Annotated in this window: 23 protein-coding genes and 2 pseudogenes; 15 read left to right on the forward strand and 10 right to left on the reverse strand. The window is 50.0% G+C overall.

The genetic code is table 11. The features are described 5' to 3' along the window. Positions 1–898: pseudogene (locus ACT3RR_RS22030) on the forward strand (IS3 family transposase); the annotation flags it as partial. Between the two features lie 346 nt (positions 899–1,244). Here ACT3RR_RS22030 and ACT3RR_RS22035 read toward each other — a convergent pair. The 10 genes and pseudogenes from ACT3RR_RS22035 to ACT3RR_RS22080 form a co-directional block, all read right to left on the reverse strand. Beyond that, positions 1,245–1,451, reverse strand: coding sequence for a hypothetical protein (locus tag ACT3RR_RS22035; RefSeq protein WP_020833827.1), 207 nt, complete (start codon positions 1,449–1,451; stop codon positions 1,245–1,247). Positions 1,452–1,765: 314 nt separating this feature from the next. Next, the gene (locus ACT3RR_RS22040; protein WP_224776051.1) at positions 1,766–2,281 is read right to left on the reverse strand and encodes a type II toxin-antitoxin system RelB/DinJ family antitoxin; all 516 of its coding nucleotides are present in this window, start codon (positions 2,279–2,281) and stop codon (positions 1,766–1,768) included. 176 nt (positions 2,282–2,457) lie between these two features. Then, positions 2,458–2,912 (reverse strand): annotated as a pseudogene (locus ACT3RR_RS22045) (hypothetical protein). A 90-nt stretch (positions 2,913–3,002) separates the two neighbouring features. Beyond that, the gene (locus ACT3RR_RS22050; protein ID WP_042895871.1) at positions 3,003–4,244 is read right to left on the reverse strand and encodes a vWA domain-containing protein; all 1,242 of its coding nucleotides are present in this window, start codon (positions 4,242–4,244) and stop codon (positions 3,003–3,005) included. A gap of 428 nt (positions 4,245–4,672) precedes the next feature. After that, positions 4,673–5,248, reverse strand: coding sequence for a TerD family protein (locus ACT3RR_RS22055; protein ID WP_000301247.1), 576 nt, complete (start codon positions 5,246–5,248; stop codon positions 4,673–4,675). Positions 5,249–5,316: 68 nt separating this feature from the next. After that, positions 5,317–5,895: a tellurium resistance membrane protein TerD gene (terD, locus tag ACT3RR_RS22060; RefSeq protein ID WP_000116680.1), complete on the reverse strand. Its 579-nt coding sequence runs from the start codon at positions 5,893–5,895 to the stop codon at positions 5,317–5,319. Positions 5,896–5,943: 48 nt separating this feature from the next. Further along, positions 5,944–6,984 carry a tellurium resistance membrane protein TerC gene (gene terC, locus ACT3RR_RS22065; RefSeq protein ID WP_191604237.1) on the reverse strand — a complete coding sequence of 347 codons (1,041 nt, stop codon included), beginning with the start codon at positions 6,982–6,984 and terminating at the stop codon, positions 5,944–5,946. 22 nt (positions 6,985–7,006) lie between these two features. Continuing rightward, on the reverse strand, positions 7,007–7,462 hold the full coding sequence (locus ACT3RR_RS22070) for a tellurite resistance TerB family protein (protein WP_000007449.1): 456 nt from the start codon (positions 7,460–7,462) through the stop codon (positions 7,007–7,009). Positions 7,463–7,484: 22 nt separating this feature from the next. After that, positions 7,485–8,642, reverse strand: a complete 1,158-nt coding sequence (locus ACT3RR_RS22075; protein ID WP_001054786.1) for a TerD family protein — start codon at positions 8,640–8,642, stop codon at positions 7,485–7,487. Next, positions 8,642–9,223, reverse strand: coding sequence for a TerD family protein (locus ACT3RR_RS22080; protein WP_000254136.1), 582 nt, complete (start codon positions 9,221–9,223; stop codon positions 8,642–8,644). Before ACT3RR_RS22080 ends, ACT3RR_RS22075 begins: the two co-directional genes overlap by 1 nt. Positions 9,224–9,545: 322 nt before the next feature. Between ACT3RR_RS22080 and ACT3RR_RS22085 the strand changes: the two genes are divergently transcribed. The 14 genes from ACT3RR_RS22085 to ACT3RR_RS22150 all read left to right on the forward strand — a co-directional run. Then, the gene (locus tag ACT3RR_RS22085) at positions 9,546–10,604 is read left to right on the forward strand and encodes an ATP-grasp domain-containing protein (protein ID WP_015062980.1); all 1,059 of its coding nucleotides are present in this window, start codon (positions 9,546–9,548) and stop codon (positions 10,602–10,604) included. A 9-nt stretch (positions 10,605–10,613) separates the two neighbouring features. Continuing rightward, positions 10,614–11,756 carry a phosphoribosyltransferase domain-containing protein gene (locus tag ACT3RR_RS22090; protein ID WP_094543406.1) on the forward strand — a complete coding sequence of 381 codons (1,143 nt, stop codon included), beginning with the start codon at positions 10,614–10,616 and terminating at the stop codon, positions 11,754–11,756. Continuing rightward, on the forward strand, positions 11,749–12,522 hold the full coding sequence (locus ACT3RR_RS22095) for an HAD family hydrolase (protein WP_001040059.1): 774 nt from the start codon (positions 11,749–11,751) through the stop codon (positions 12,520–12,522). Before ACT3RR_RS22090 ends, ACT3RR_RS22095 begins: the two co-directional genes overlap by 8 nt. A gap of 1 nt (position 12,523) precedes the next feature. After that, positions 12,524–13,603: a cysteine protease StiP family protein gene (locus tag ACT3RR_RS22100; RefSeq protein WP_094543409.1), complete on the forward strand. Its 1,080-nt coding sequence runs from the start codon at positions 12,524–12,526 to the stop codon at positions 13,601–13,603. Further along, entirely contained in the window at positions 13,603–14,559 is a 957-nt protein-coding gene (locus ACT3RR_RS22105) for an HpcH/HpaI aldolase/citrate lyase family protein (RefSeq protein WP_008786862.1), read from the forward strand. Before ACT3RR_RS22100 ends, ACT3RR_RS22105 begins: the two co-directional genes overlap by 1 nt. Positions 14,560–14,569: 10 nt before the next feature. Continuing rightward, positions 14,570–15,778, forward strand: coding sequence for a DUF4236 domain-containing protein (locus tag ACT3RR_RS22110; RefSeq protein WP_032669116.1), 1,209 nt, complete (start codon positions 14,570–14,572; stop codon positions 15,776–15,778). 17 nt (positions 15,779–15,795) lie between these two features. Further along, a complete protein-coding gene (gene terW / locus ACT3RR_RS22115) occupies positions 15,796–16,263 on the forward strand; it encodes a tellurium resistance protein TerW (protein ID WP_001176768.1) in 468 nt (155 codons plus the stop codon). Between the two features lie 463 nt (positions 16,264–16,726). After that, entirely contained in the window at positions 16,727–17,365 is a 639-nt protein-coding gene (locus ACT3RR_RS22120) for a vWA domain-containing protein (RefSeq protein WP_001253657.1), read from the forward strand. 22 nt (positions 17,366–17,387) lie between these two features. Further along, the gene (locus ACT3RR_RS22125) at positions 17,388–18,029 is read left to right on the forward strand and encodes a TerD family protein (RefSeq protein ID WP_000116681.1); all 642 of its coding nucleotides are present in this window, start codon (positions 17,388–17,390) and stop codon (positions 18,027–18,029) included. Next, on the forward strand, positions 18,029–18,667 hold the full coding sequence (locus tag ACT3RR_RS22130) for a vWA domain-containing protein (RefSeq protein WP_001253658.1): 639 nt from the start codon (positions 18,029–18,031) through the stop codon (positions 18,665–18,667). The genes ACT3RR_RS22125 and ACT3RR_RS22130 overlap by 1 nt, the downstream gene beginning before the upstream one ends. 85 nt (positions 18,668–18,752) lie before the next feature. Beyond that, positions 18,753–19,793, forward strand: coding sequence for a TerY-C metal binding domain-containing protein (locus ACT3RR_RS22135; RefSeq protein WP_094543412.1), 1,041 nt, complete (start codon positions 18,753–18,755; stop codon positions 19,791–19,793). Further along, positions 19,793–21,430, forward strand: coding sequence for a PP2C family serine/threonine-protein phosphatase (locus tag ACT3RR_RS22140; protein ID WP_094543415.1), 1,638 nt, complete (start codon positions 19,793–19,795; stop codon positions 21,428–21,430). Before ACT3RR_RS22135 ends, ACT3RR_RS22140 begins: the two co-directional genes overlap by 1 nt. A 25-nt stretch (positions 21,431–21,455) precedes the next feature. Continuing rightward, positions 21,456–22,955, forward strand: coding sequence for a helix-hairpin-helix domain-containing protein (locus tag ACT3RR_RS22145; RefSeq protein ID WP_094543418.1), 1,500 nt, complete (start codon positions 21,456–21,458; stop codon positions 22,953–22,955). A gap of 463 nt (positions 22,956–23,418) precedes the next feature. Beyond that, positions 23,419–23,725 (forward strand): transposase (locus tag ACT3RR_RS22150; RefSeq protein WP_194179000.1); only part of this gene is annotated, 307 nt, incomplete at its 3' end.

Raw genomic sequence — 23,725 nt, forward strand, 5'->3', positions numbered from 1 at the left:
CGGCGTACTTCGCAAAGCTGTCCGACTGAGGTAAGCCTTTATCCGTGACAACACCTGTTGCTGGCCTGTTCGCCTGCTCTGTCGGGTGCTGGATGTTCATCCCAGTGGTTTTTACGCCTGGCTTCAGCAGCCGCATTCACAACGCCATCAGGCAGACCTGAGACTGACAGGACAGATTAAACAGTTCTGGCTGGAATCGGGATGCGTCTATGGTTATCGCAAAATCCATCTGGATCTGCGGGACAGCGGGCAACAGTGCGGAGTGAACAGAGTCTGGCGACTGATGAAACGTGTCGGGATAAAGGCTCAGGTCGGATACCGGAGCCCGCGGGCACGTAAAGGCGAGGCCAGTATCGTGTCGCCCAACAGGCTCCAGCGACAGTTCAATCCGGATGCTCCGGATAAGCGTTGGGTAACGGACATAACCTACATCAGGACCCACGAAGGCTGGCTGTATCTTGCCGTGGTTGTTGATCTGTTCTCACGCAAAATTATCGGCTGGTCCATGCAATCCCGGATGACAAAGGACATTGTCCTGAACGCACTGCTGATGGCTGTATGGCGCCGTAATCCCCAAAAACAGGTGCTGGTTCATTCGGATCAGGGCAGTCAGTACACAAGCCATGAGTGGCAGTCGTTCCTGAAATCACACGGCCTGGAGGGCAGCATGAGCCGTCGCGGTAACTGCCATGATAATGCGGTTGCAGAAAGCTTTTTCCAGTTGTTGAAACGCGAACGGATAAAGAAAAAGATCTACGGAACGCGGGAAGAAGCCCGCAGCGATATTTTTGATTACATCGAAATGTTTTATAACAGTAAGCGTCGGCATGGTTCCAGCGATCAGATGTCACCGACAGAATATGAAAACCAGTATTATCAACGGCTAGGAAGTGTCTAGATTATCCGTGGCGATTCACTTTGCAGTGGTTTCATATGTGCATTGATTATGACATTAATGCAGCAGAAGACCCACTCTATACTAATCTGGCTGAACCTGATCCCTACTACGTTACTCCAGAATATCTGCAATTTGTACTCGAACGCTTCGAAATAACGGATATTGTAATAAAGCCCGATACCTCTGGGCTTTACGAAGAATTATTAATGGATCAGCTTTTAGACCGATAACTAAGCTGCCAGCAACAGACGTGCTGGCATAAGCTCACTTAACTGTAATGTCAGATACTTCATGTAAAATGTCCGGACTCGTTTGAAACCTATCCAAAACTATAAATATATTTTCGTTATAATATAACCTTAATTGAATTGCTTTCTAACAGTTCCCACTCTTCTTTTTTAAGTACATTTTTAATTATTGTTCCATTGGCAAGCGTCAGCTCGTATTCCCTGTCACTGTAAATAAGGTTTTTATTTTCGACTCGTCGAAAGCTGGTAATGGCAACTTTTCTGTATCCACCTAACGAATAATTATCTTTGATTTCTGCGAACATTTAAACTCCCGTATATTAACGTTTTAAAGACAACTGAACTTTCTCGGCCCTTTCTGCGCCCCGACTAATGATACTATCGTAGTTGTCGATTTCATCATCTTCGCCATGTACTGACCAGTCACAACTGGTGCATCTAAGGCCAAAACGCGACTCCCCCGTGGTGTCCGTTACGATAGCAGGTCTGGAAAGGCTACCGTCGGGTTTCACGGCATACCTGACCTCTACGTTAAGGTCAAACCAGACATTTATGGTGCCTGAACATTGAGGGCATACAGCGTTGCTTACTTTTTTCATCCTGCTACCTCAGCTTTTTTTTAAAGGCTATCCTTAAGCCTGTTTTCAAAATCGAAAAGAGAAGATTCGAATTCTTTTTTTTCTGGATGAGAAATTTTTACTTGCTCATATCCGTATCCAAAATTACTGAAATCGACAATTACAGTCAAAATTTTATTAAGCGCATTTAAAACCTGAGCTGCTTTTGTTCTGCTTTCAAGGAAATTTAGCTGCTCTTTAGCACTGCTATAATAGCTGTCAAGTCTGCGATAATATTTCTGAATTATTTTGCCATCAATAATATCTGATTTATTAATCCATACCTGTAAGTTTAAGGCAATGGCAAGGGCTTCGGATAAAATATCGTTGAACGTCTTTAAAAGATCATCCTGAGTTTTAAAACTCATGAGTGCAGTAAAGGGAAGCTTTTTGTTTTCAGCGATGTACTGATAGAACGCAGTGATCGCCTGTGTCTGACTGACATCGAGGTTTTTTAAAACCTCATCAGCAGTCATTTTGATTTCATCGTCAATCCGAACGTTTATCGTTGCCATCATCTCAGTTCCTGTTGGGAGAAGATATTAATGTAATGCGTTTTTGCATTACACGCAACCAGTAATGCAAAAATGCATTACATCAGGCGGATTAGTTTTTTCTGGTCAAAATAGACGATGTGATTTTTCTTTAGCCGAGATCCATCCGATCCCCACGCAACCGGTAAAGGTTCGCAGGTTTAATCAAGATAGGTTTCGTATCTCCCTAAGGGTGGGATGGATAAACTCATAATGGCATCTGTGTTTACAATGTACGTATCCGGATAAAACTCATCCAATTTAGTAAAGTTTAGTTTCTTGCAAAAGCTTAATAAATATGGATTTTTTACGTCTTCAATTACAACATCGCCCCAGGGATTCGCTTCACAGCAAAGCTTCAGAAAAGACTTAAACCATCCCTTGTTTTGTATTTTTTCGGAAGCTGTACCACATGTATGGCCAGACAATCTCCCTGGTAACGATTAGTACTTTGTCTAAGCCCTACAACAATCCCCTTTTCTTGAATCTGTACACCTGCCTGATGCACTTTCATGTCCGGCGTATAGTGCCTTGCTCTGTTTAACCAGGCCACCAGCTGCTGAGCCGTAGTTGGTGACTCTTCAGCTATCCATTTCAGGTACTTGATGCGGTCCATATGCTCCTCCCTGTACGATTTCCAATGAATAAAGGCTCTACAGTATTAAGCTGCTGTAGAGCTCATTCAACCATGCTCAAACTGTGCGTATTAAAGGATGCCTAACCTTTTTGTTTCATCGATCCACGGTCTGAATTCTTCCAGTAGATTATCATATAACTTTTCATCGCTAATCGAACCGAAATCATCCATGGCAAAGAAGTGGGTGTTATCAACCCGGCGGTCAGTAAAGTCATCCAGATTTTTGAGGATACCGTAGCTTGAACCACCCAGCCCGACAAACTTCCAGAAGATGGGGTAGTTGGCAGAACGCCGGATTGCATCTTTAATCGCCCGGGTCTTGCTGATCCCGCCATCGGTAATAAAGACAACATATACCGGGATTTTCGAGTCCTTAAAGTAGTCGACTATTTCTTCCATCACAGGAGGCTCGTTGTTTGTCCCCCCAAGGCCCGGCAGGTTCTCCCAGGATGAACGCTTACCAGCCCCGCGAATGGACTGAATATATGTGTCCAGGTTGTCCAGTGTGACGTTTGGATACTTCTTATGCTTCTCTCCAAATCCCCAGACATCCATTTCACCGTCGTCGTCGAACTGGGCGGCAAGAACGGCGATGCGGTCCAGCACAGACTGAACGTTACCCTTACTGAACTGGCCACTCATTGAGCCGGATGCGTCAAGTACAAATGCAACCGCTGCCTCAAGGGTGTCCAGTTTATTTTTAGTAAGACTGACCGAGGCTTTTTTAGCGAGGCTTACAAGGCGCGGAGATCTGGTTTCCAGTTTCTTTTCCAGACTGATACGAGCAGGCTTTGCTGGCTGCGGAGCTGGCTGTGCGACATCAACGCCATAGCTAATGGCCAGAGGCTCAAGACCACCGTTGAAACCCTGCCCGAGCGCACGAAGCTTCCAGGCGCCATTGTGCCGATATACTTCACCCAGGATAATTGCTTTCTCACTGCGGCCCTGAGTCTCAGCCTGGAACTCAGCGATACCTTGAGCCTGCATGCTCAACGAACTGAGCCCACTGATGGTATCTTCACCATCAATGACAACGGTGATTGCAATTTTACTGATGTTCGCAGGAACACGATCCAGTGCTATCTCAATGCTGGACTGCTGAGAACCGGTAACGAGCTTTACTGCCCCTTCAGGAGAAGACAGATTATTGTAAAAGATAAAGTCAGAATCGCCGCTGACCTTTCCCTGAGCATTAAGCAGGAACAGGCAGGTATCGGGTTCGCCTTTAAAGCCGGATTTGGTAGGGTACTGAAGATTCAGCCTGATCGCAGATTGCTGAAGTGGTATGTTTTGTCCGGATTGTAGATTCACATTAACTCTCCTGATTTTTGATTATTTTAAAGCGCAGCGTTTATATATGTTCCCCAGGCTTAGTTCAGGACGCTGGATTTCTGGTGAGGCGTATATATGGTGTGACACCATATTTCATCACGTTGAAGTTTCTATACCTGTTGAATTGGAATTTCCATTGGTCGGGTATTTTATCTTCCAGAACCCGTGCCTTCATAAGTCGCAAACGTAACATATATCAGAGGGGCATGCTGTTGATATAAGGCACGGAATACAGGCTTTAACCAGCAACCAGAGAAAAATCCGTTTCCTGCCTTTAAAAGGCTCACGTCAGAATTAACATCACTCTGCTTTCTGAAATTCCCGAACCCTTTCTGCTTCCCCCATCCTGATAGCGGATCGCAACCAAAAAAAACCCCGGCATTGCCGGGGTATGATTCAGCGTTATTTTAGATGTTAACGCCGTGCTGGGAGGCAAGAGCCGCCAGGCCACCGGCAAAGCCCTGACCGACAGCTTTAAACTTCCACTCAGCGCCATGACGATACAGTTCACCGAAGACCATAGCGGTTTCGGTTGAGGCATCTTCAGACAGATCGAAACGGGCAATTTCCGTGCCGTTGTCGTTGTTGTAAACGCGCATGAAGCTGTTGCTAACCATGCCGAAGTTTTGTTTACGCGCTTCTGCATCATAGATGGTAACGGCAAACACCAGTTTTTTGATATCTGCTGAGACTTTGGTCAGATCGATTTTGACCTGCTCATCGTCGCCGTCGCCTTCACCGGTGCGGTTGTCGCCCTGGTGCTCTACCGCGCCATCAGGGCTGGTTTTATTATTGAAGAAAATGAAATGCGCATCTGACAACACTTTACCGTCTTCGCCTACTGCGAACACGGAAGCGTCCAGGTCAAAACCCTGACCATCGGTTACACGGGCATCCCAGCCCAGGCCAACCATAGCAACATTCATGGTTGGTGCTTCTTTGGTCAGAGATACGTTGCCGCCTTTTACGAGAGAAACTGCCATTTTTAGCTCCTGCAAACAGTTGAATGAGGGCTGCATTAACAGCCCCGGGTAGAAAAGTTACTTTTCGATCAGGACGCGTTAATGCCGTACTGAGCACATACAGATGCCAGACCACCAGCATAACCCTGGCCTACTGCGCGGAATTTCCACTCACCATTGTGGCGATACAGCTCGCCGAACAGCATGGCAGTCTCAGTGGACGCATCTTCGGTCAGATCGTAGCGAGCGACTTCAGTCTGGTTATCGTCATTAACCAGACGAATAAACGCACCGGATACCTGACCAAAGCTCTGGCGACGAGCCTGAGCATCGTGGATGGTCACAACGAAGATGATCTTGTCAACTTCAGACGGGACGGCGTCCAGTTTAATTTTCAGCGATTCATCATCACCATCGCCCTCACCGGTGCGGTTATCGCCGGTGTGCGTTACGGAACCGTCGGATGACGTCAGGTTGTTATAGAAGATGAAATCTGAATCGCCGCGCACTTTGCCGTTTGAGGCCAGCAGGAATGCTGAAGCATCCAGGTCAAAGTCCTGACCGTCTGTTGAACGCGCATCCCAGCCAAGGCCCACCAGGACGTTTTTCATTGACGGAGCTGCTTTACTCAGGGAGACGTTCCCGCCTTTGGAAAGAGAAACACTCATAAAATAACCTCTTCGATTAGTAATTGTTCAGGTTAACACTTAAGGGGATTAACTCCCCTTTTCCTCAGATTCAGGTTTGCCCGGGAACATGACGCTTGCGAGAATGCCCAGCGCCAGTACACCCAGTACAACATACAGGCTGGTTGTTGCCGCGATGCTGTAACCATGATGCCAGATGTGATCGGTCGCATTCAGGCCGAGTTTTGCCGCGATGAAGAACAGCAGCACGATAACGGCCTTCTCCAGATGAACCAGGTACTGTTTCAGTGCCTCAAGGACAAAATACAGAGTACGCAGGCCCAGGATAGCAAACATCATGGCACTATAGACGATAAGCGGTTCACGACTGACGGCAATGATTGCCGGTACCGAGTCAAACGCGAACATTACGTCCGAGAGTTCAACCACAGCCACACACAGGAACAGCGGGGTCGCATACAGCGCCGCTTTTTTACCGCGGCCAATGGTGACATCGCTGTTTTCTGGTTTCGCCAGTTCAGCATCCACTTCCTTCTGGTTAAGCAGGAAGGCATGCCCTCTGAGCTTCGGCCAGATAGGGAAGAAGCGTTTAACCATGCGGTAAGCCAGATGCTGGGAGTAATCCTCAATTTCATCATCGTCATCACCGCTTTTAAGCATCATGACCGCTGTCCAGGCAACGACAATAGCGAAGACAACTTCAACGTACGGCCCCAGACTCAGCAGGCTCGTACCGATGGCGACAAAGATGCCCCTGAAGACAATGGCACCAATGATCCCCCAGTAGAGAACACGGTGGCGATAACGATCCGGAACGGCGAACCAGGAGAAGATGGCCATCATGACGAACAGGTTATCGACCGACAGCACTTTCTCCAGCGCATAACCCGTGACAAACAGACTGGCAACCTCAGCACCGTGGTGGATATAGAGGAAACCGGCAAATGCCATCGCAACCACAACCCAGAATACGGACCAGAGCGCCGCACTCTTCAGCGAGATAGGCTTGTCATCACGGTGCATAAACAGGTCAATAAAGATGGCACCGACTGAAAGCGCAATAAAAACAATGACCGTTTCAGTCGGGAAGCCAATGTGTGTGGAAACCATATTTTACCCTTAGGGATGTGGATCAGAGGCCAAATTCAGCCGGGTCGAAGCCCAACGCGATAGCGATCTCGCGGGAGGCCAGTTTCTCGTCCTGATCGAAGTTACCGTCACTTTTCGCAACGGCAATACCAACACGTAAGGCCAGCTGAGCGGCCTCAGGCTGATCTTTCAGCGCCAGGATGTATTTCATGGTTTCGCCCTTGCCGATTTCAACATCGAAATCGAAGCTTGAAACCAGTTTATTGAAGAACTCGATCACCTCATTGGTATCGAAGACCTTCAGCTCTTCTGAAGAGCGCAGAAAGCCCATCATTTTCTGCTTTTCTTCCGAACTTACGCCGTCACTCGATACGGCAATACGGGCACATACAGCAACGGTGCCCTGCATGAATTTTTTGTTTTTGAAACGGCCAACCTGGCGGGTCAGTTCGTCACGGCCTGAGTTAATGGCACCTTTAACTTTGTCGAAAAAGCTCATACCTGTTTCCTTTGTTGCTGTGTTATTTAGAACCGGCGCTCCAGCGAAATCCCCAGCCAAATGCCCTGTCCATTTCGTCCTGGCCTTTGAAGTACTGGTTAATTCGCTCGACTTTAATTGCGCCGTTTTCGTTTACGAGTCTGGCAATGGCGCACAATGTGCGACGGTTTTCACCTTCGGTCAGGCGGGTCTCAATGGGCGGTTGATCCGGCACATGAATGGTGACCACACCATCAGTCTTGTCCCAGCTGGGAACACCTTCATAAATAAAGGCGTAAATCAGCACTTCGCGGATATGCTTCCATTCACGTCCATTGATATGCAGCCACTCGCCGTCTGATACATCACCCGTCCGGTCATCGCCCTTGAGCTGAACATACGGTTCATCGCGATAATCACCGAATGCATTACCGAGCGCCTGAATGACCGATTTATACCCGTCCTGAAGCTCAACAAAGGCCCCCAGATCCAGGTCGATTCCTTTGGAGCCGAACATGCCAGCAAAGCCGGATTTGCCACTGCCCCGGTGCCAGTTCAGGTTGATCCGGATTTCACCGAAGTTATCCCGTTTGGTCAGGCTGATTGCAGGCTTCTCTTTTGTCAGCGATACCTTGCTCAGGCTGATTTTTGTCTCAACTGGCGGAGGGGTTACAACCGGAGGAGTCGGGGCTGCGGGAGCCGGTTCGTCGGCAATATTTACGCCGAAATGCTCTGCCAGCGGTTTAAGTCCACCGTTGAACCCCTGCGCAACGAAGCGGAATTTCCAGTCATTATTACGACGGTAAAATTCACCCAGAATTAAGGCTGCTTCCTGACGGCCGCTCAGTTCGACACTGCCGCTAACCAGGCCGGTAGCCCCTTGCTCCACGTCGATGGAAAGATTACGAAGACCGGACACCGTCTGCCCACCGTCACAGGTCACGGTGAACGCAATTTTCTGGACATCAGGTTTCAGCCGGTTGAGTGCGACAGTAAAGGTTGAGTACTGGCCTTCACTGACCAGGCTGACGGTACCATCATCGTTACGTGGCTGACCATAAAACACCATGTCCGCATCACCCTGCACCTTCCCGTCGGCATACAGGCGAAACGCCGAAGCATCCACCTGGCCGCCCGAGGTGATCCGGACCCGCAACTCCTGGGCTGGAACGGGGGCATTGCCCCCCGGCGTCAGGTTCATTAGCGAATAACCGCTGAAACGATATCGGAGTGCATATCGTCAATTGTGCGGCCGCGACAGGCATGGCCAAGGGCGGTAAAGTCCCAGTTGCCGTTATTACGGCGCAGCGAAGAAATAACGATCCCGGTATGTGAGCCCTGCTCAGTCAGCTTGTAGCGAGCCAGCTCTTTGCCGGTTTGATCGACAACGCGGCAGAACGCGTTTTCGACGTCATTGAACGACTGACCACGGAAGCTGTTTACCGTAAACGCCAGGTATTCAACGTTTGCAGGCAGTCGGGAGAGGTTGACCTTAATCACTTCATCGTCACCGTCACCCTCACCGGTCAGGTTATCGCCACTGTGCACAACAGCGCCGCAGGTGGATTCCAGTTTGCGGAACCAGATGGTGTCAATTGTTTTACCGGTGCTGTCCATTAATACGCAGCCAGCATCGAGATCGATTGAGTCGTTGCCTCCAAACAATCCTCCAAGAAGACCTTTTTTCTTAACCGGATCCCAACCGAGACCGAAATGAAGCTGGCTTAATGCAGATGATTCTTTGCTGAGTGATACCGTCTGGTTCTTAACTAATGAAACCATGTTTTATTCCTTAAAATGGTAATGACCGAGACAATCAAAGGTATATTTAGTAACTGACGAAGAAAATCATATCATGATGAAGTTCTCTGACAAGGGAAATTTTGGTAGTTTTCTGTAAAAACACAAAAAGAAATCCTTTTCAGGGTGTTAATTTTTCTATGTTTAATTTAAATATCAATGTGTTATCAGGAATCAAAAAAACACTGACGCACTCCATAACCACAGGAGTTATTAATCATATTATGATTGACATGTAGCTTAGACACTCATAGACTCACTTCTCAATCATAAATTTGCATGGCGTTCCGGATAATTAAAAAAAATGAACAAGAAAATTTGGTTTATGGAAGGTTTATCCTCCCAGCGAGATATTATTCAGGGGGTAAAATCATTTGCACAAAAAAATAATTTTGCCATTACCGTTTTTGCCTCCCACCGTAACGAAAGAAATGAAATCCTTTCTGTTGCCGATTATTCTTTGACTGAACCTGAAGATCCTCAAAAACGTCTTCAGTTTATCCAGGAAACCATTCAGACCTACGGCATCCACCATATTCATACTGGCCGTAACAGCCAGTGGTTTGAAGAACACCGTTCAGCCATTGAATCGACCGGTGCCACCCTTACTACCGGTGCAACGGGCGTCGACTGGTTAACTCTGGCTGACGAAAAAGTTACTTTTGCTCAGTTTATGGAGCAAAAGGGTCTCCCGGTCGTACCATCCTGGCGGGTGAATACGCTGGCAGAATTAAAGACACACCTCGCGGCCCCGCCGTTCACTGACAGCCCGGTATGCGTGAAGCCGGTGACGGGTATCTATGGCATGGGATTCTGGCGCTTTGATGACAGTGCTTCGCCTATGGCCGTCTTTAATCATCCCGAACATCGTCTGGTCAGTCCGCAACAGTATATTGCAGCAGCATCAGCTGCTGAGTCGTTTAAACCCCTTGTTTTGATGCCGTACCTGCCAGGCCCTGAATTTTCTGTCGATATCCTCGCGGATAAGGGCGAAATACTCGCAGCCGTGGGACGCCGTAAGGAAGGGGCTATCCAGTATCTTGTAAACGAAGGAAGCGCCTGGGAACTGGCGTGTGACTGCGCCCGGGTCATGAAGGCCGACGGGCTGGTGAATGTTCAGACGCGAAACGATGTGAATGGCAACCCGGTGCTGCTTGAAACCAACATGCGTCCGTCAGGGGGGGTGGGTTATACCCTTCACAGCGGGGTGAACCTTCCTGGGTTATTTGCTGCCTTTAAGCTCGGTCTGATGTCTGAAGATATGGTGCGCCAGAGCGCTAAAAACACCTTTTCTCCGGTTGCGGTGAGATCCATTACGGATGTAATTGCATACCCGGAATCACTCTCTAACCTTCTGAATTAAGGCGTATTTATGTCTGATATCCTCGAAGATATGATTTATCGCCGTACCCTCTCATGCGGTACGATTCAGGTAACCCGCGACCAGGGTGAAGTTTCGCTCGATGACCTGTTTGACATCGCTGAAAGACGTAACCCGAAACGCGCCTTTCTGTTTGTCAGCAAAGTACTCGGCAGGCACATTCCCGTGCCACCCTCAGTCATGCGGCAGGCCTACAGACAGCTTGCCAGCCAGTTCCCCTCGACACTGACAGGACCCGTACTGTTTATCGGTATGGCTGAAACCGCCGTTGGGCTAGGGGCCGGTGTGTTTGATGAAGTGCGCCACCAGCATCGTGAATCTGTCTATCTGACCTCTACCCGTCACCCGGTTGATGGCACGTTGCTTTGCGAGTTCAAGGAAGAACACAGCCACGCCACCGATCATCTGATCTATCTGCCAGATGATGAAGAGAAAAGACGTCGTGTTACCAACGCACGAACGCTGGTTTTGATTGATGACGAGGCAACCACCGGTAATACCTTTATTAACCTGCTTTCTGCCCTGCGTAATACCGGCAAGCTTCAACATATTGAACAGGTTATAGCCGTTACGCTTACCGACTGGAGTGGCAAAGCCTTGTCCGAGCGCAGCACCTTACCAATCACTTCGGTTTCTCTTGTAAGCGGTAAGTGGGGATGGACCCCATTACCTGATGCACCTGTCCCGGACATGCCGAAAGTCAACGTAACTTCACGAGGAGAATGGGACATCCAGGGAAAACAGTCCTGGGGCCGACTGGGGATGCTCGCACCTGCGGCCGATCTCGGCCATGAGGTCTCCGTCCACAAGGGGGAACGTATTCTGGTTCTCGGGACCGGGGAATTCGTCTGGGAGCCGTTCCTGCTTGCTGAACGGCTCGAAGCTGCCGGAGCACAGGCATTTTATGGATCGACCACCCGCTCCCCTATCGCCGTTGGTTATGCCATTGAGTCCGCCATTTCCTTTACGGATAACTACGGGCTGGGCATCCCCAATTTTGTCTATAACGTCGCCCACCAGCAGTTTGACCGCATTCTTGTGTGTACTGAGACACCCGCAGAAAGTATTGACACGCAGCTTCTTAAAGCGCTGGCTGAGGTTGCGGCCGTCGTGGAGATTGTTACCTATGAATAAACCCGTTGTTCTGAGCGACCTTGACGACACGCTCTTTCAGACCCGTCGTAAAATGGTGGACGAGCTGGCCCTGGAGCCATTCCGTACCGGTGCCGTTGATCGCACCCTGAATCCACGAAGCTTTATGACGGAAGAACAGTCCATGTTGGTGGACTGGCTCCTGGAGCAGGCTGAACTCATACCCGTTACCGCACGGGGAACTGAAGAAATCAGCCGCGTACGGATCCCTTTCCACTCCTGGGCAATCACCACGCACGGGGCCGTCATTCTCACGCCTGAAGGCAAACCCGACGAGGAGTGGAAGGCCCATATGCTCGGCCAGCTGGCTCCCTATCAGGAAAAGCTGACATCGATGCAGCGTCTGATCACTGAAATGATGGACGCAAAAGGGATCAATGCCTGGGCAAGGCTGAACTTCGAATACGGTGAAACGGCGGTTTATATGGTGATGAAGCACCGCGACAGCACCCGCCTTGACGAGCTCAATGCCATTGCAGATGAGATAGAAACGGTGTTTCCGACCGAGGGCTTCTACATCCACCGCAACAGTAATAACGTGGCCTGGCTTCCCACCCCGGTTGAGAAAGGGCTGGCAGTCAGATGGCTGCTTGAAAAACTTCGGGCTGAACGCGGAGTCTTCCCCGTAATTGGTCTGGGCGACAGCCTGAGCGATCATCGTTTTATGAAACTGTGCAGCTGGTTTGGCATCCCGCGTCAGAGTCAGTTTGCAGATGCCATTTCACAGCGAATTTTTGGAGAAAATTAAAATGCAGCCACATGACACATTTACCGGCTCATACCAGCCCGGTGACGTGGAATTTCTGCTAAAGCCGGTAGTCATTGAGATGACGCCGGTTGAGCAAAAAGAAGAGCTGATTCAGTCAGGGAAGAAACATTATTCGGACATGCTCAGTCAGGAGCCAGCGCCAACACAATGGCATCTTGATTTGTTTCACCGGGCGCTGGATCGGGGCGCAGAGAGACTTGCAAAAGAAGTCACACAGCTCGCTATTGCTCTGGCCGAACGCTTCGGTGATGAGCCCATTGTACTGGCCAGTCTTGTCAGGGCTGGCGTGCCGCTCGGCGTTATGCTGCACCAGGCCCTGCGTGACATGGGGAAAACCTCATGGCATTACGGTATCAGCATTATCCGGGAGCGTGGAATTGACGGTGCAGCCCTCGACGTCATTGAAGAGCGCCATGGTACCAGCGGTATTGTCTTTGTTGACGGATGGACAGGTAAAGGCGCAATTACCGGAGAGCTTGTACGCGCACTGAAAGATCGCCCGGGCTATCCTGAGCAGCCGCGACTGGTTGTCCTGGCCGATCCCTGTGGCTGCTCCTGGCTTGCAGCCAGTGATGATGACTGGCTCATTCCTTTTGGCATCATGGGTGCGCCGGTATCAGGCCTGATCTCCCGGTCAGTATGGTCCTCTGAAGGATTACATGGGTGCATGGTTTGCGAGCATCTCAGTGAATTCGAATGCAGCCGGATGCTTGTCGATACCGTCGCCCATTTCCGTAAGAAGTTAACCCCGTCATCCCTCGCTACCCTGAGCTGGAATATGGAGTCAGCCCGGGTCTTATGGCAGACAAGTCGCGACGTTATCGCGTTCCTGGCCGATGAATTTAAAGTGGACAGCGTCAATCGTATTAAACCCGGTATTGCTGAAGCAACCCGGGCTGTATTACGTCGGGTACCGGACCATGTATTTGTGCGTTCTATTGACGACCCGGACGTTGCCTTGCTTGTAGGGCTTGCTCGTGAAAAGGGAATAGTTGTTACAGAAATGGGGGGAACCCTCGGCCAGTATCGGGCTGTAACCATTATCAAGAAGGTACTCTGATGAAAAATCGTCTTTCTCCCTGGAATCTGGGAGCCACGCTATACATGCCTGCAACACGGGAAGATATTGCTGATGCCGTCCTGCACGGGAAAATCCCGGGTTTGCGCTCTCTGGTGATTTGCCTGGAGGATGCTGTCAGTGAAGCAGACATCCCCGTCGCCCTCAAAAATCTGGAGCACCTGCTGCACGAGCTCAGTAACAGCATGCGTAGCCTGGGTAAAAATGACTGGCCTCTGGTGTTCATTCGCCCCCGGCATGCCGAAATGGGCAGATGTTTAAAAGCGCATTATGATCTTTCCGCTGTCGATGGGTTTGTGTTGCCGAAATTTACCCTCAGTTCGTTAGCTGAATGGTGGGATATCATGGGCGGGACTCACCTGTGCATGATGCCAACGCTGGAAACAGAAGACGTCTTTGACGTGGTTCAGATGCGCGAGCTGGCCACCCATCTGGTGGAACATCCCTGCCACGACCGCATTATTGCGCTTCGAATCGGCGGCAACGATCTTATGAACGTTGTGTCGCTTCGCCGTCCCCGGGACCTGACGCTGTATGACAGCCCGATGGGCTACGTCATCAAAATGCTCGTTTCGGTCTTCGGCCCGCGTGATTTTGCCCTGACCGCGCCCGTATGTGAGCATATTGACGATCATGCCGTTATGGCCAGAGAGCTGGCTCTTGATATGGCACATGGGCTTGTTGGGAAAACGGCCATTCACCCGGGTCAGATAGAGGTCATTCAAAACGCGCTGATGGTCACTCAGGGTGAGTATTCTGACGCTCTGCGGATTCTGAACTCTACCCAGGCCGTGTTTAAGTCGCAGGGAGCAATGTGTGAACCCGCCACACATCGCCGCTGGGCGGCTGGCATTCTGGACAGAGCTCGTTTTTATGGGTTACAGAACGAGCAAAGCGCTGATGGAATCAGATTACTTACCGTGACCCAGCATCATTAAGGAAATCATAATGGGGTTCAGGTTCAGAAAGTCGATCAACATTATTCCTGGCGTTCGCCTCAACCTGAGTAACGGTGCACCGAGCCTGAGTGTCGGGCCGAGAGGTGCTTCCGTTTCTTTTGGTAGCCGGGGGACCTATGCCAATCTGGGCTTGCCCGGTACCGGGCTGAGTTACCGTACCCGGCTTGACCGGGCCGCGCGTTCCGGAGGTGGAAACCGGACGGCAACCGACCCGGGGCTCAGACAGGCGCTTGAGCAGGAAGCCGCTGAACTCATGTCAGCGGTAACCGCAATCCGTAATATTCACGAGCTGACGCCGGATCCAAAAACAGGCATCAGCTGGGCAGAGCTGGAAGCAGTATACCTGCATAACAGAACGTCGCCTTTTCAGGTTCCGGCACCGGTGCGTCCAGAAAAGCCAGACTACCTTGCATTGCCGGAAAAGCCTGCCGAGAGCGAAGGCATTAGTTTTCTGGGTAAATGGTTTGAATCGGAATCAGCTAAAGCTGAGCGCCACGCCGAAAATCTTCGCCGGTGGCAGCAGGAGCTGATTGATGTGGAGCGTGAGAATACCCTTCGACAGCACCGGTACCAGCAACAACGGACGGCCTGGGCCGAACAGTATGCAAACTGGAAGTTTGAAGCTGAAGAACATGAAAAACGGCTCGCCACGGCTCAGGCAGATGCCCGGCAGCAGTTCCGGACAGACGCCGCGTTTTTCGAATCATACCTGGCGGGTGTGCTGGCAGAAACTGAATGGCCGCGTGAAACGCTTGTTGCATTTGAAGTAAAGCCGGAGCTATCAGCAGTCCTGCTGGACGTTGATTTAGCTGAGATTGAAGATTTCCCTGATAAGATTTACGGCGTTAATGCCCGGGGAACGGAGCTGACGGAAAAAGCCATGACGCAAAAAGCCGTACGCGAAAACTATGCCCGCCACGTCCATGGCTGCTTGTTCCGCCTGGTCGGTATCGTTTTACATACGCTACCTTTCGACAACGTGATTGTGTCAGGCTTTACGCAACGGGTCAGTAAGCGGACCGGCTATCTGGAGGATGAGTATATCCTGTCCTGCAAATGCACTCGCAGCCAGATGTCGTCAGTAAATTTTGAAGGCATAGAACACATTGATCCGGTTGAAGCGTTAGGCGATCACCCGGTTATTAGAAAGATGAGCAGTACCTTCATTTTTCAGCCTATTGAACCACTAACCCTTTAAGCAGGCTAAATCTTACGATGCAATTAAATACCAGACAGGCCCGGATTTTTAAGCTTGCCAACTTACTGGGCACCGGCAAGCCCGTTTCCGCTGCCGACATTATAACCAGTCTGGAATGCTCAGAGCCGACATTAACCCGGGCCCTCAAAGAGCTACGCGAGTCATATTCTGCGGAGATCAAATACAGCAAGGCAGGTCATTCCTACCATCTCGTTAATCCGGGCCAGCTGGATAAAAAGACCCTTCGCCGGATGAATGAAGCGCTCGCACAGAATGCTGAACTGAAAACCGGTGAGTCCACAGGGAAGGTCGTACTCGATAAGGATAAAAAAACAGCAGTGTCATTATCGCTACGCATGCGGATTCTAAGAAAAATTGACCGTCTGGCTGCGCTGAGTGGCTCGACCCGAAGTGAAGCGGTAGAGAAGCTGGCTCTGCACTCCGTTGATGAACTGATAAAAGAATACAGCACTAAAAAGTCCTGACGCTAAATCTCAGACCGGGGTGAAAACTCCGGTTTTGTCATATTTCACCTCTGTATTGGCGTGAGGGAGTTTTGATCTATTCTCCTTCCGCAATGTCAGCAGCGCCTTACTGCCTACAAAAGCTGGTGTCTTGACATCCTCTTGTGCTACACATCAATCTTTGGGCGATTTACACTCCATTCATGCAGATCTGTGATGTATGATGATTTTCATACATAAGAAAGTTTATTTTTGCCGGAGTTTTTTTCGGAATCTTATATTCCAGTACGGTCTGAATTTTTTTCTGTTGATAAGAGGCCATTCACATGTCGGTAATTCAATGGTGGTTAACTTATTTCTATAATGCCGCTTCTGAGTATTTAATCTCCATCCGACAGATGTCGTGCCGTTTTATCAAATCAACAAACTCTGGCCTCTTCCTGAAACTACTCTCCTCTTCCGATCTCTTAAGAAGGAATTACATTTGAGACGCTTACCCGTATATCTGCTACTCGACACGTCCGGCTCTATGCACGGAGAGCCTATCGAAGCGGTTAAGAATGGCGTTCAGACGCTGCTTACCACGCTGAAACAGGATCCGTATGCACTCGAAACGGCTCACGTGTCAGTGATCACCTTTGATTCTTCAGCCCGACAGGCAGTCCCCCTGACAGACCTCCTGAGTTTCCAGATGCCAGCACTAACAGCCAGCGGCACCACGTCTCTTGGCGAAGCGCTTTCCCTCACGGCCAGCTCCATTGCCAAAGAAGTACAGAAAACGACGGCTGACACTAAAGGTGACTGGCGTCCCCTTGTATTCCTGATGACGGATGGAAGTCCGAATGATGACTGGCGTAAAGGCCTGAATGACTTTAAAGCGGCCAGAACCGGCGTTGTTGTGGCATGTGCAGCCGGGCATGATGCCGATACCAGCGTCCTCAAAGAAATCACTGAAATCGTAGTTCAGCTCGATACAGCTGACAGTTCGACGATTAAAGCTTTCTTTAAATGGGTCAGTGCGAGCATTTCGGTAGGCAGTCAGAAAGTGGAGTCCAGCAAAAAAGAAGTGATCGGTCTTGAAGACCTGCCACCGCCGCCGCCAGAAGTAAATGTGGTCTTATAATTTTAATGATTAAGGGGATGTCATGTCTGTCAGTCTGAGCAAAGGCCAGGGCGTAAGCCTGAAAAAAAATGAATACGATCTCTCGTCCGTTACTATCGGCCTCGGTTGGGATATTAATGAGGAAAAGAAAGGTTTTCTCGGCGGGATCTTTGGTAAAAAAGAAGAAGAATACGACCTTGATGTGATCGCTTTCCTGTGTAATTCAGCCGGAAAGGTGACCGATCTCGGCAATGTGGAAAATGGTAAACCAACGCTTGTGAATGGCGATATCATCTTTTTCAACAGCCTTCGCCATAAGTCAGGCAATATCTGGCTGACGGGCGATAACCGAACCGGAGCCGGTGACGGTGACGATGAGCAAATTATTGTGCGCTTGAATTCCCTTGACGCTCAGTACGAGAAAATTGTGTTCATCGTTCAGATCTACAATGGTGAAAAGCTCCAGCAGCACTTTGGTAAAGTTCAGAATGCCTTCATCCGGGCAGTAGATGCCCGTAATATTGAAATGGCACGATTCGATCTTTCTGGCGGACCCGCCTTCGCCAGCCAGCGCTCCATGGTCTTTGCCGAGCTGATACGCGAGGCTACAGGCTGGAAACTCAGGGCAATTGGTGAGCCTTCAGAATCAGATTCGTTTGTCTCGCACCTGAGGAATTACATGTGATGCGCCGCCTGCCTGTTTACCTTGTTATCGACACATCCGGCTCGATGCGCGGTGAGTCAATCCATTCCGTTAACGTTGGAATTCAGGCGATGCTTAGCGCTCTTCGCCAGGATCCCTACGCCCTCGAAAGCGTTCATATCTCCATTATCACCTATGACAATGAGGCGCGTGAGTTCATTCCTCTCACGCCGCTGGAAGACTTCCAGTTTTCTGACATCGTTGTGCCAAGCGCAGGCGGGACGTTCACCGGTGCTGCCCTTGAATGTCTGATGCAGTGTGTTGAACGGGATGTACGTCGCTCAGATGGTGATACCAAAGGAGACTGGCGTCCTCTGGTATTCCTGATGACTGATGGAACCCCTTCTGATGCCCTGGCGTACGGTGAAGCGGTAAAAGCGATTCGCGGCCGGGGATTCGGATCCATCATTGCCTGCGCCGTTGGTCCTAAAGCAGGCCATGAGCACTTAAAACAGCTCACCGATAAGGTTGTGTCTCTGGAGACGCTAGATTCAACCGCGTTTGCAGGTTTCTTTAAATGGGTATCGGCCAGCGTGTCTTCCGGCAGCACAAGCGCGGGGATCAATAACGGAACTGATACCCTTCCCCCTCCTCCACCAGAAATCCAGCTGGTGCTCTGACAGACAGAAAGGTGCTGCTTTCCGGGCAGCACCTTTCTGTACAGCAACGTTTTCTGCTGGCCGTACCAGCCGTACGAGGAAAATTATGAGACGCCTTCCCGTGTTTTTTGTCCTGGACTGTTCAGAGTCCATGATTGGTGAAAACCTGAAAAAAATGACTGATGGTCTGCAAATGATCGTCGGAGATTTAAGAAAGGATCCACACGCACTTGAAACAGCCTGGGTTTCGGTAATCGCATTTGCCGGTGTAGCCCGTACGATTGTACCTCTTCACGAAATTGCCTCGTTCTACTCTCCCCGCCTTCCCGTTGGCGGCGGTACGAGCCTTGGGGCCGCATTGCGTGAGCTGACCGTACAAATTGATACCCAGGTCAGAAAAACCACTCATGAGGCAAAAGGCGACTGGAAACCCGTCGTGTACCTCCTTACCGACGGGCGTCCGACTGACGACACAACCGTAGAAGTGAAGCGCTGGAAGGATCACTACGCGAGTAAAGTGAATCTCATTGCCGTTGGCCTGGGGCCGTCAGCGGACCTGAATATCCTGCGGCAACTGACAGAGAATGTCATGCTGTTCACCGAGTCTCAGGAAGGGGACTTTACCCGCTTCATCAAATGGATCACGGCCTCGGTTACGGCGCACAGCCGCAGCGTCGGGGACGACAAACAACCTGAGCTCAGCCAGACTGAATACATAGTCCGGCTGGCCAAGGACGAGCCAGTAAAAGCGTACGACGAAAACTGCGTTACGCTTACCGGCCGTTGCAGCAAGACCCGTCGTCCGTACCTGATGAAGTATGAACGGCCACCAGCAAGGGTTTCCGGGCTCGATTTCAGCCTGAACCTGAACAGCTTTAATATTGCCGGATGCTATCCCATCGATGAGGACTATTTTGCGTGGTCAGATGCCACCGCTACCGGTTTGCAGGTAAATACCAGCGAACTGCATGGCGTACCGGGTTGCCCCCACTGCGGTAATGCCAGTGCGTTTGCCCTGTGCTCATGCGGAAAGTTGCTGTGTATTGACGGCCCGGATGACGTGATCTGCCCGTGGTGTGAAACAGGCCTGTCATTCAGCAATCATGGCGGAAACACTAACTTCGACGTAAACAGAGGGAGAGGTTGATGTCGCAAAATGCTTTACTTGAAGAGAAGATTATCCGCTTAGTTCTGTCTGAGCTGGGCCACCCTGTTGAAGGTGAGCGGCTTTTACTTCTTTCGCAGGACCCATCCCTTATCGAAGAAATTATGCGGCTTAAAGAGCGGATTGAGAGCCTTGCACAGGGTTTATCTGCGCGGGTTAGCGAAGGTGATAACGACGCAGAGATTGCCGCCTCGTCAGCATCCAGTCTTTCCGATCAGCAACAAACGGTCGTAAGTGTTGCTGATAACCCGGGCATTGACGCTACCGATACACCATTACTGCAACCCCTGCCAGAAAATGTACCTCATCCTCCGCTCTGGAAGCTGATGCCTTATTACGAATTTGATAAACCAGCACAGAGGGAAGACGAAAACCTGTTTTCCTTGGTATTAAAACCCGGGCAGATACCGACAGGCCAGCAGCGGGCCAGATTAGCTGTGACGCCTGCCGTTCCCCCGAGAGCTAAAATAACGATCCCCAACGCCCGCGCAGGCGAACGTTTCTCTTCGCCGGTTGCTATCGTTCTGGATGAGGGCCAGCAGGCTACTGTCAGGGACGTTGTCTTTCCCCGGAACATTGGCCTGTCCTTTGACAAAGACCAGGAGTTGCTGACAGGTACTCCCACCGAAAGCGGCGATATAGAGCTTTCAGTAATCTGGTCATGCGCGTCGCACGACGAATGTGAAACTAAACAGCTATTTATAGTAAATCCCGATCCGAGAAGCCTGTGGAAGGTGGTAGAGCCACCAGCAGACGCTCCCTACCCTAAGTCCCATCTGGACGCTGCTGGCCTGGTCAGGGGTGACATACGTATTGCTGCCGCCAGTCGCCGGGGACGCTCTCATGAGCATGCCGGGAGCTTCAGGGATGACGACTTCTATATCAACCACTGCCAGGAAACAGGATGGTCTGTCATGCTGGTCGCAGACGGGGCCGGTAGTGCGGTAAATTCCCGGGAAGGCTCCCGGATAGCAGTCAAAACGGCTGGCGATTACCTTTTCAATCAGCTCAGTGGTGTGAAAGGCATCCATTTAAAGCAGCACATCACGGCGTGGGAAGGGAGCGATCAGCAGGCAACCATAAACGCCATGCTTCATCATTTTAAACAGGCAGCTACGCTCGCGGTCAACAGTATCCAGAACGAAGCCATTTGTGCAGAACAACCTGTGAAATCCTATTCAACAACCCTTCTGGCAACTGTAGCGCTACGAACTGATAACGAACTGTTTGCGGCTGCATTCTGGCTTGGTGATGGTGCGATAGGTGCATACAGCCCTTCCGGTAAAGTCAGGATACTGGGAAATCCCGATAGCGGAGAATACGCAGGACAAACCCGTTTCCTTGACCAGAGCATTATCGCAGACCCCTCGTTTAGCGGCCGCATCAGCGTGGGTAAATGGAATGATGTGTCTCACTTGATACTCATGACAGACGGCGTATCAGACCCTCTGTTTGAGACGGATAACGGGCTTCGCAGTGACGAAAAATGGACCCGTCTCGTTGATGAGCTCAACCCTGTCCTTATAGACGCCAGTATTGCGCCTGAGAGGTTAGGCGACTGGCTTAACTTTTTCTCCACAGGGAACCATGATGACCGCACTATTGCGGTGTTGTGGTAAGGGATACGCTTTTTCGGTGATCAATATGGCAAATATCGTTACGTGCAAAACAAAGGACGGCGAAACAGTCCAGTATGTTGACGAGGTAATTGGTTCGGGCTCGATGAAGGATGTTTACTTTTCGCCTGATAAATCATACGTCGTCGCTTTTTATCATAAACCGCAGAACGAGCAGGCCCGGGATCGGATTGATATGATCACCGGACGCTACAGGCAAAACATTTTTGGCCAGTCCGGAGGTGAATACTGGAAGGATCTGTTTTGCTGGCCGACCCACGTTGTTGAGCATGGGGATAAAATCGGCATCGTGGTTCCAACCTACAAAAGCTACTTTTTCTTTAAATACGGCTCAAAAAACGATGATTTTCTGGGCATAAAAGGCCGTGAAAAGGAAGGCAAATGGTTTGCCAGCGCCAGCAACCAGAATAAATTTCTCGACCCACGTGAACGAGGCAATACGCTTACCTATCTCAAGGTCTGTCTGCTGTTGACAAGAGCCGTCAGAAGGATGCATGCGGCAGGTCTCTGTCACAGCGATCTAAGCTATAAAAACGTGCTTATCGATCCAGAAATGGGACATGCCTGCATCATTGACGTAGACGGCCTGGTTGTCCCTGGAAAGTATCCTCCCGACGTCGTGGGCACCCCGGATTTTATCGCTCCGGAAGTGGTGAAAACAAGTCATCTTTCCAGAGAGGATCCGAACCGCGTATTGCCAAGCATTACTACTGACCGTCATGCGCTGTCGGTGCTTATCTACATGTATCTGTTCTTCCGTCATCCGCTACGTGGCGGAAAAATACATGACATGTCGGATGAAGTACGTGATGAGACCTTATCTATGGGTGAGAAGGCACTCTTCATTGAACATCCGACAGACAAAAGCAATGCAGTCAAAGTCAGTCAGCTATCGTCCTTTTCACTGCCCTGGGCTGACCCGGAGAAAATTCCTTACACCATCATGGGCCCTTATCTGACACCTTTGTTTGAGCGTGCCTTTATAGATGGCTTACACGATGCCACTAAACGCCCGACCGCCGATGAGTGGGAAAGCGCCCTGGTTAAAACAGTCGATCTGATACAGCCCTGCCAGAACAAGGCGTGTGAACAGAAATGGTACGTTTTCTCGGGTAAGACAAAGCCGGTTTGTCCCTACTGCGGTACGCCATACAAGGGTAAATTACCGGTTCTAAATTTATACTCTTCCCGAAAGGAAGGCAGTTATCGTCCTGACGACCACCGGTTGATGGTGTGGAGCGGGCAGTCAATCTATGCGTGGCATGTGAATCGCCTCATTGCGCCAAATGAGCGTACAACCGATTTGCAAAGGAAACGAGTTGGGTATTTTGTTTTCCATAACGATCAGTGGTGGTTAGTAAATGAAGGCATAAATGTGCTTATGTCATTACCGGATAAACGACAGATTGCCATTGGGGAAAAAATTGAACTGACGAATAACGCTCAGTTTGTTCTGTCAAAGGAGGAAGGCGGCAGGCTGGTCGTCGTTCAGTTAGTAGAAAACTAACGGACGCCCATAACGACTAAAACGTTCTGGCAGCATACTGAACCTGTTTAATGAATCACTATATTAAGCTGTGTCAAATTTAAGCTGCCAGAAAAACTGACTGTCTGTGCCGGATATGCGGTACACCGCCTGCGGCAAGGGTTTAATGCACAAAGCCCAATTTATTTATAAGAGTGAATAGTTTTGTGGCTCTACCCTGCCGCTCTTCTTTCCAGTGTCATGGTTTTTAACATCTGAAATACTGACATTGTTAAGCCGGTGATTGTAAAAGGCGATGCGGACAATCTCATGAAGATATTCAAGTTCATTTTGTGTCAAGGACTGGCCTTCCTGGGTTTTTGAAATCATTTCCTGCCAGCAGATCAGTCTTTCGTAACTGACATGTTCGCTGTTTTCCAGGCAGTGCAACCTGAAATAGCGAAGGAACTGTAGTGGCACAGTAAATTTGGCCACCTGATTAAAGGTGATATTCTCACCTCAATACAAAACAGGTGACTTAATGAACAAGAAAACTAAGCGTACTTTCACCCCCGAGTTCAGACTGGAATGTGCACAGCTGATTGTTGATAAGGGCTACTCCTATCGACAAGCCAGTGAAGCGATGAATGTCGGTTCTACCACGCTTGAGAGCTGGGTACGCCAGCTCAGGCGAGAGCGCCAGGGGATTACGCCCTCTGCCACACCTATTACTCCAGACCAGCAACGTATCCGCGAGCTGGAAAAGCAGGTTCGTCGCCTGGAGGAACAGAATACGATATTAAAAAAGGCTA

The organism is Ewingella sp. AOP8-B2-18, from assembly GCF_052376015.1.
Taxonomy (GTDB): Bacteria; Pseudomonadota; Gammaproteobacteria; order Enterobacterales; family Enterobacteriaceae; genus Ewingella; species Ewingella allii.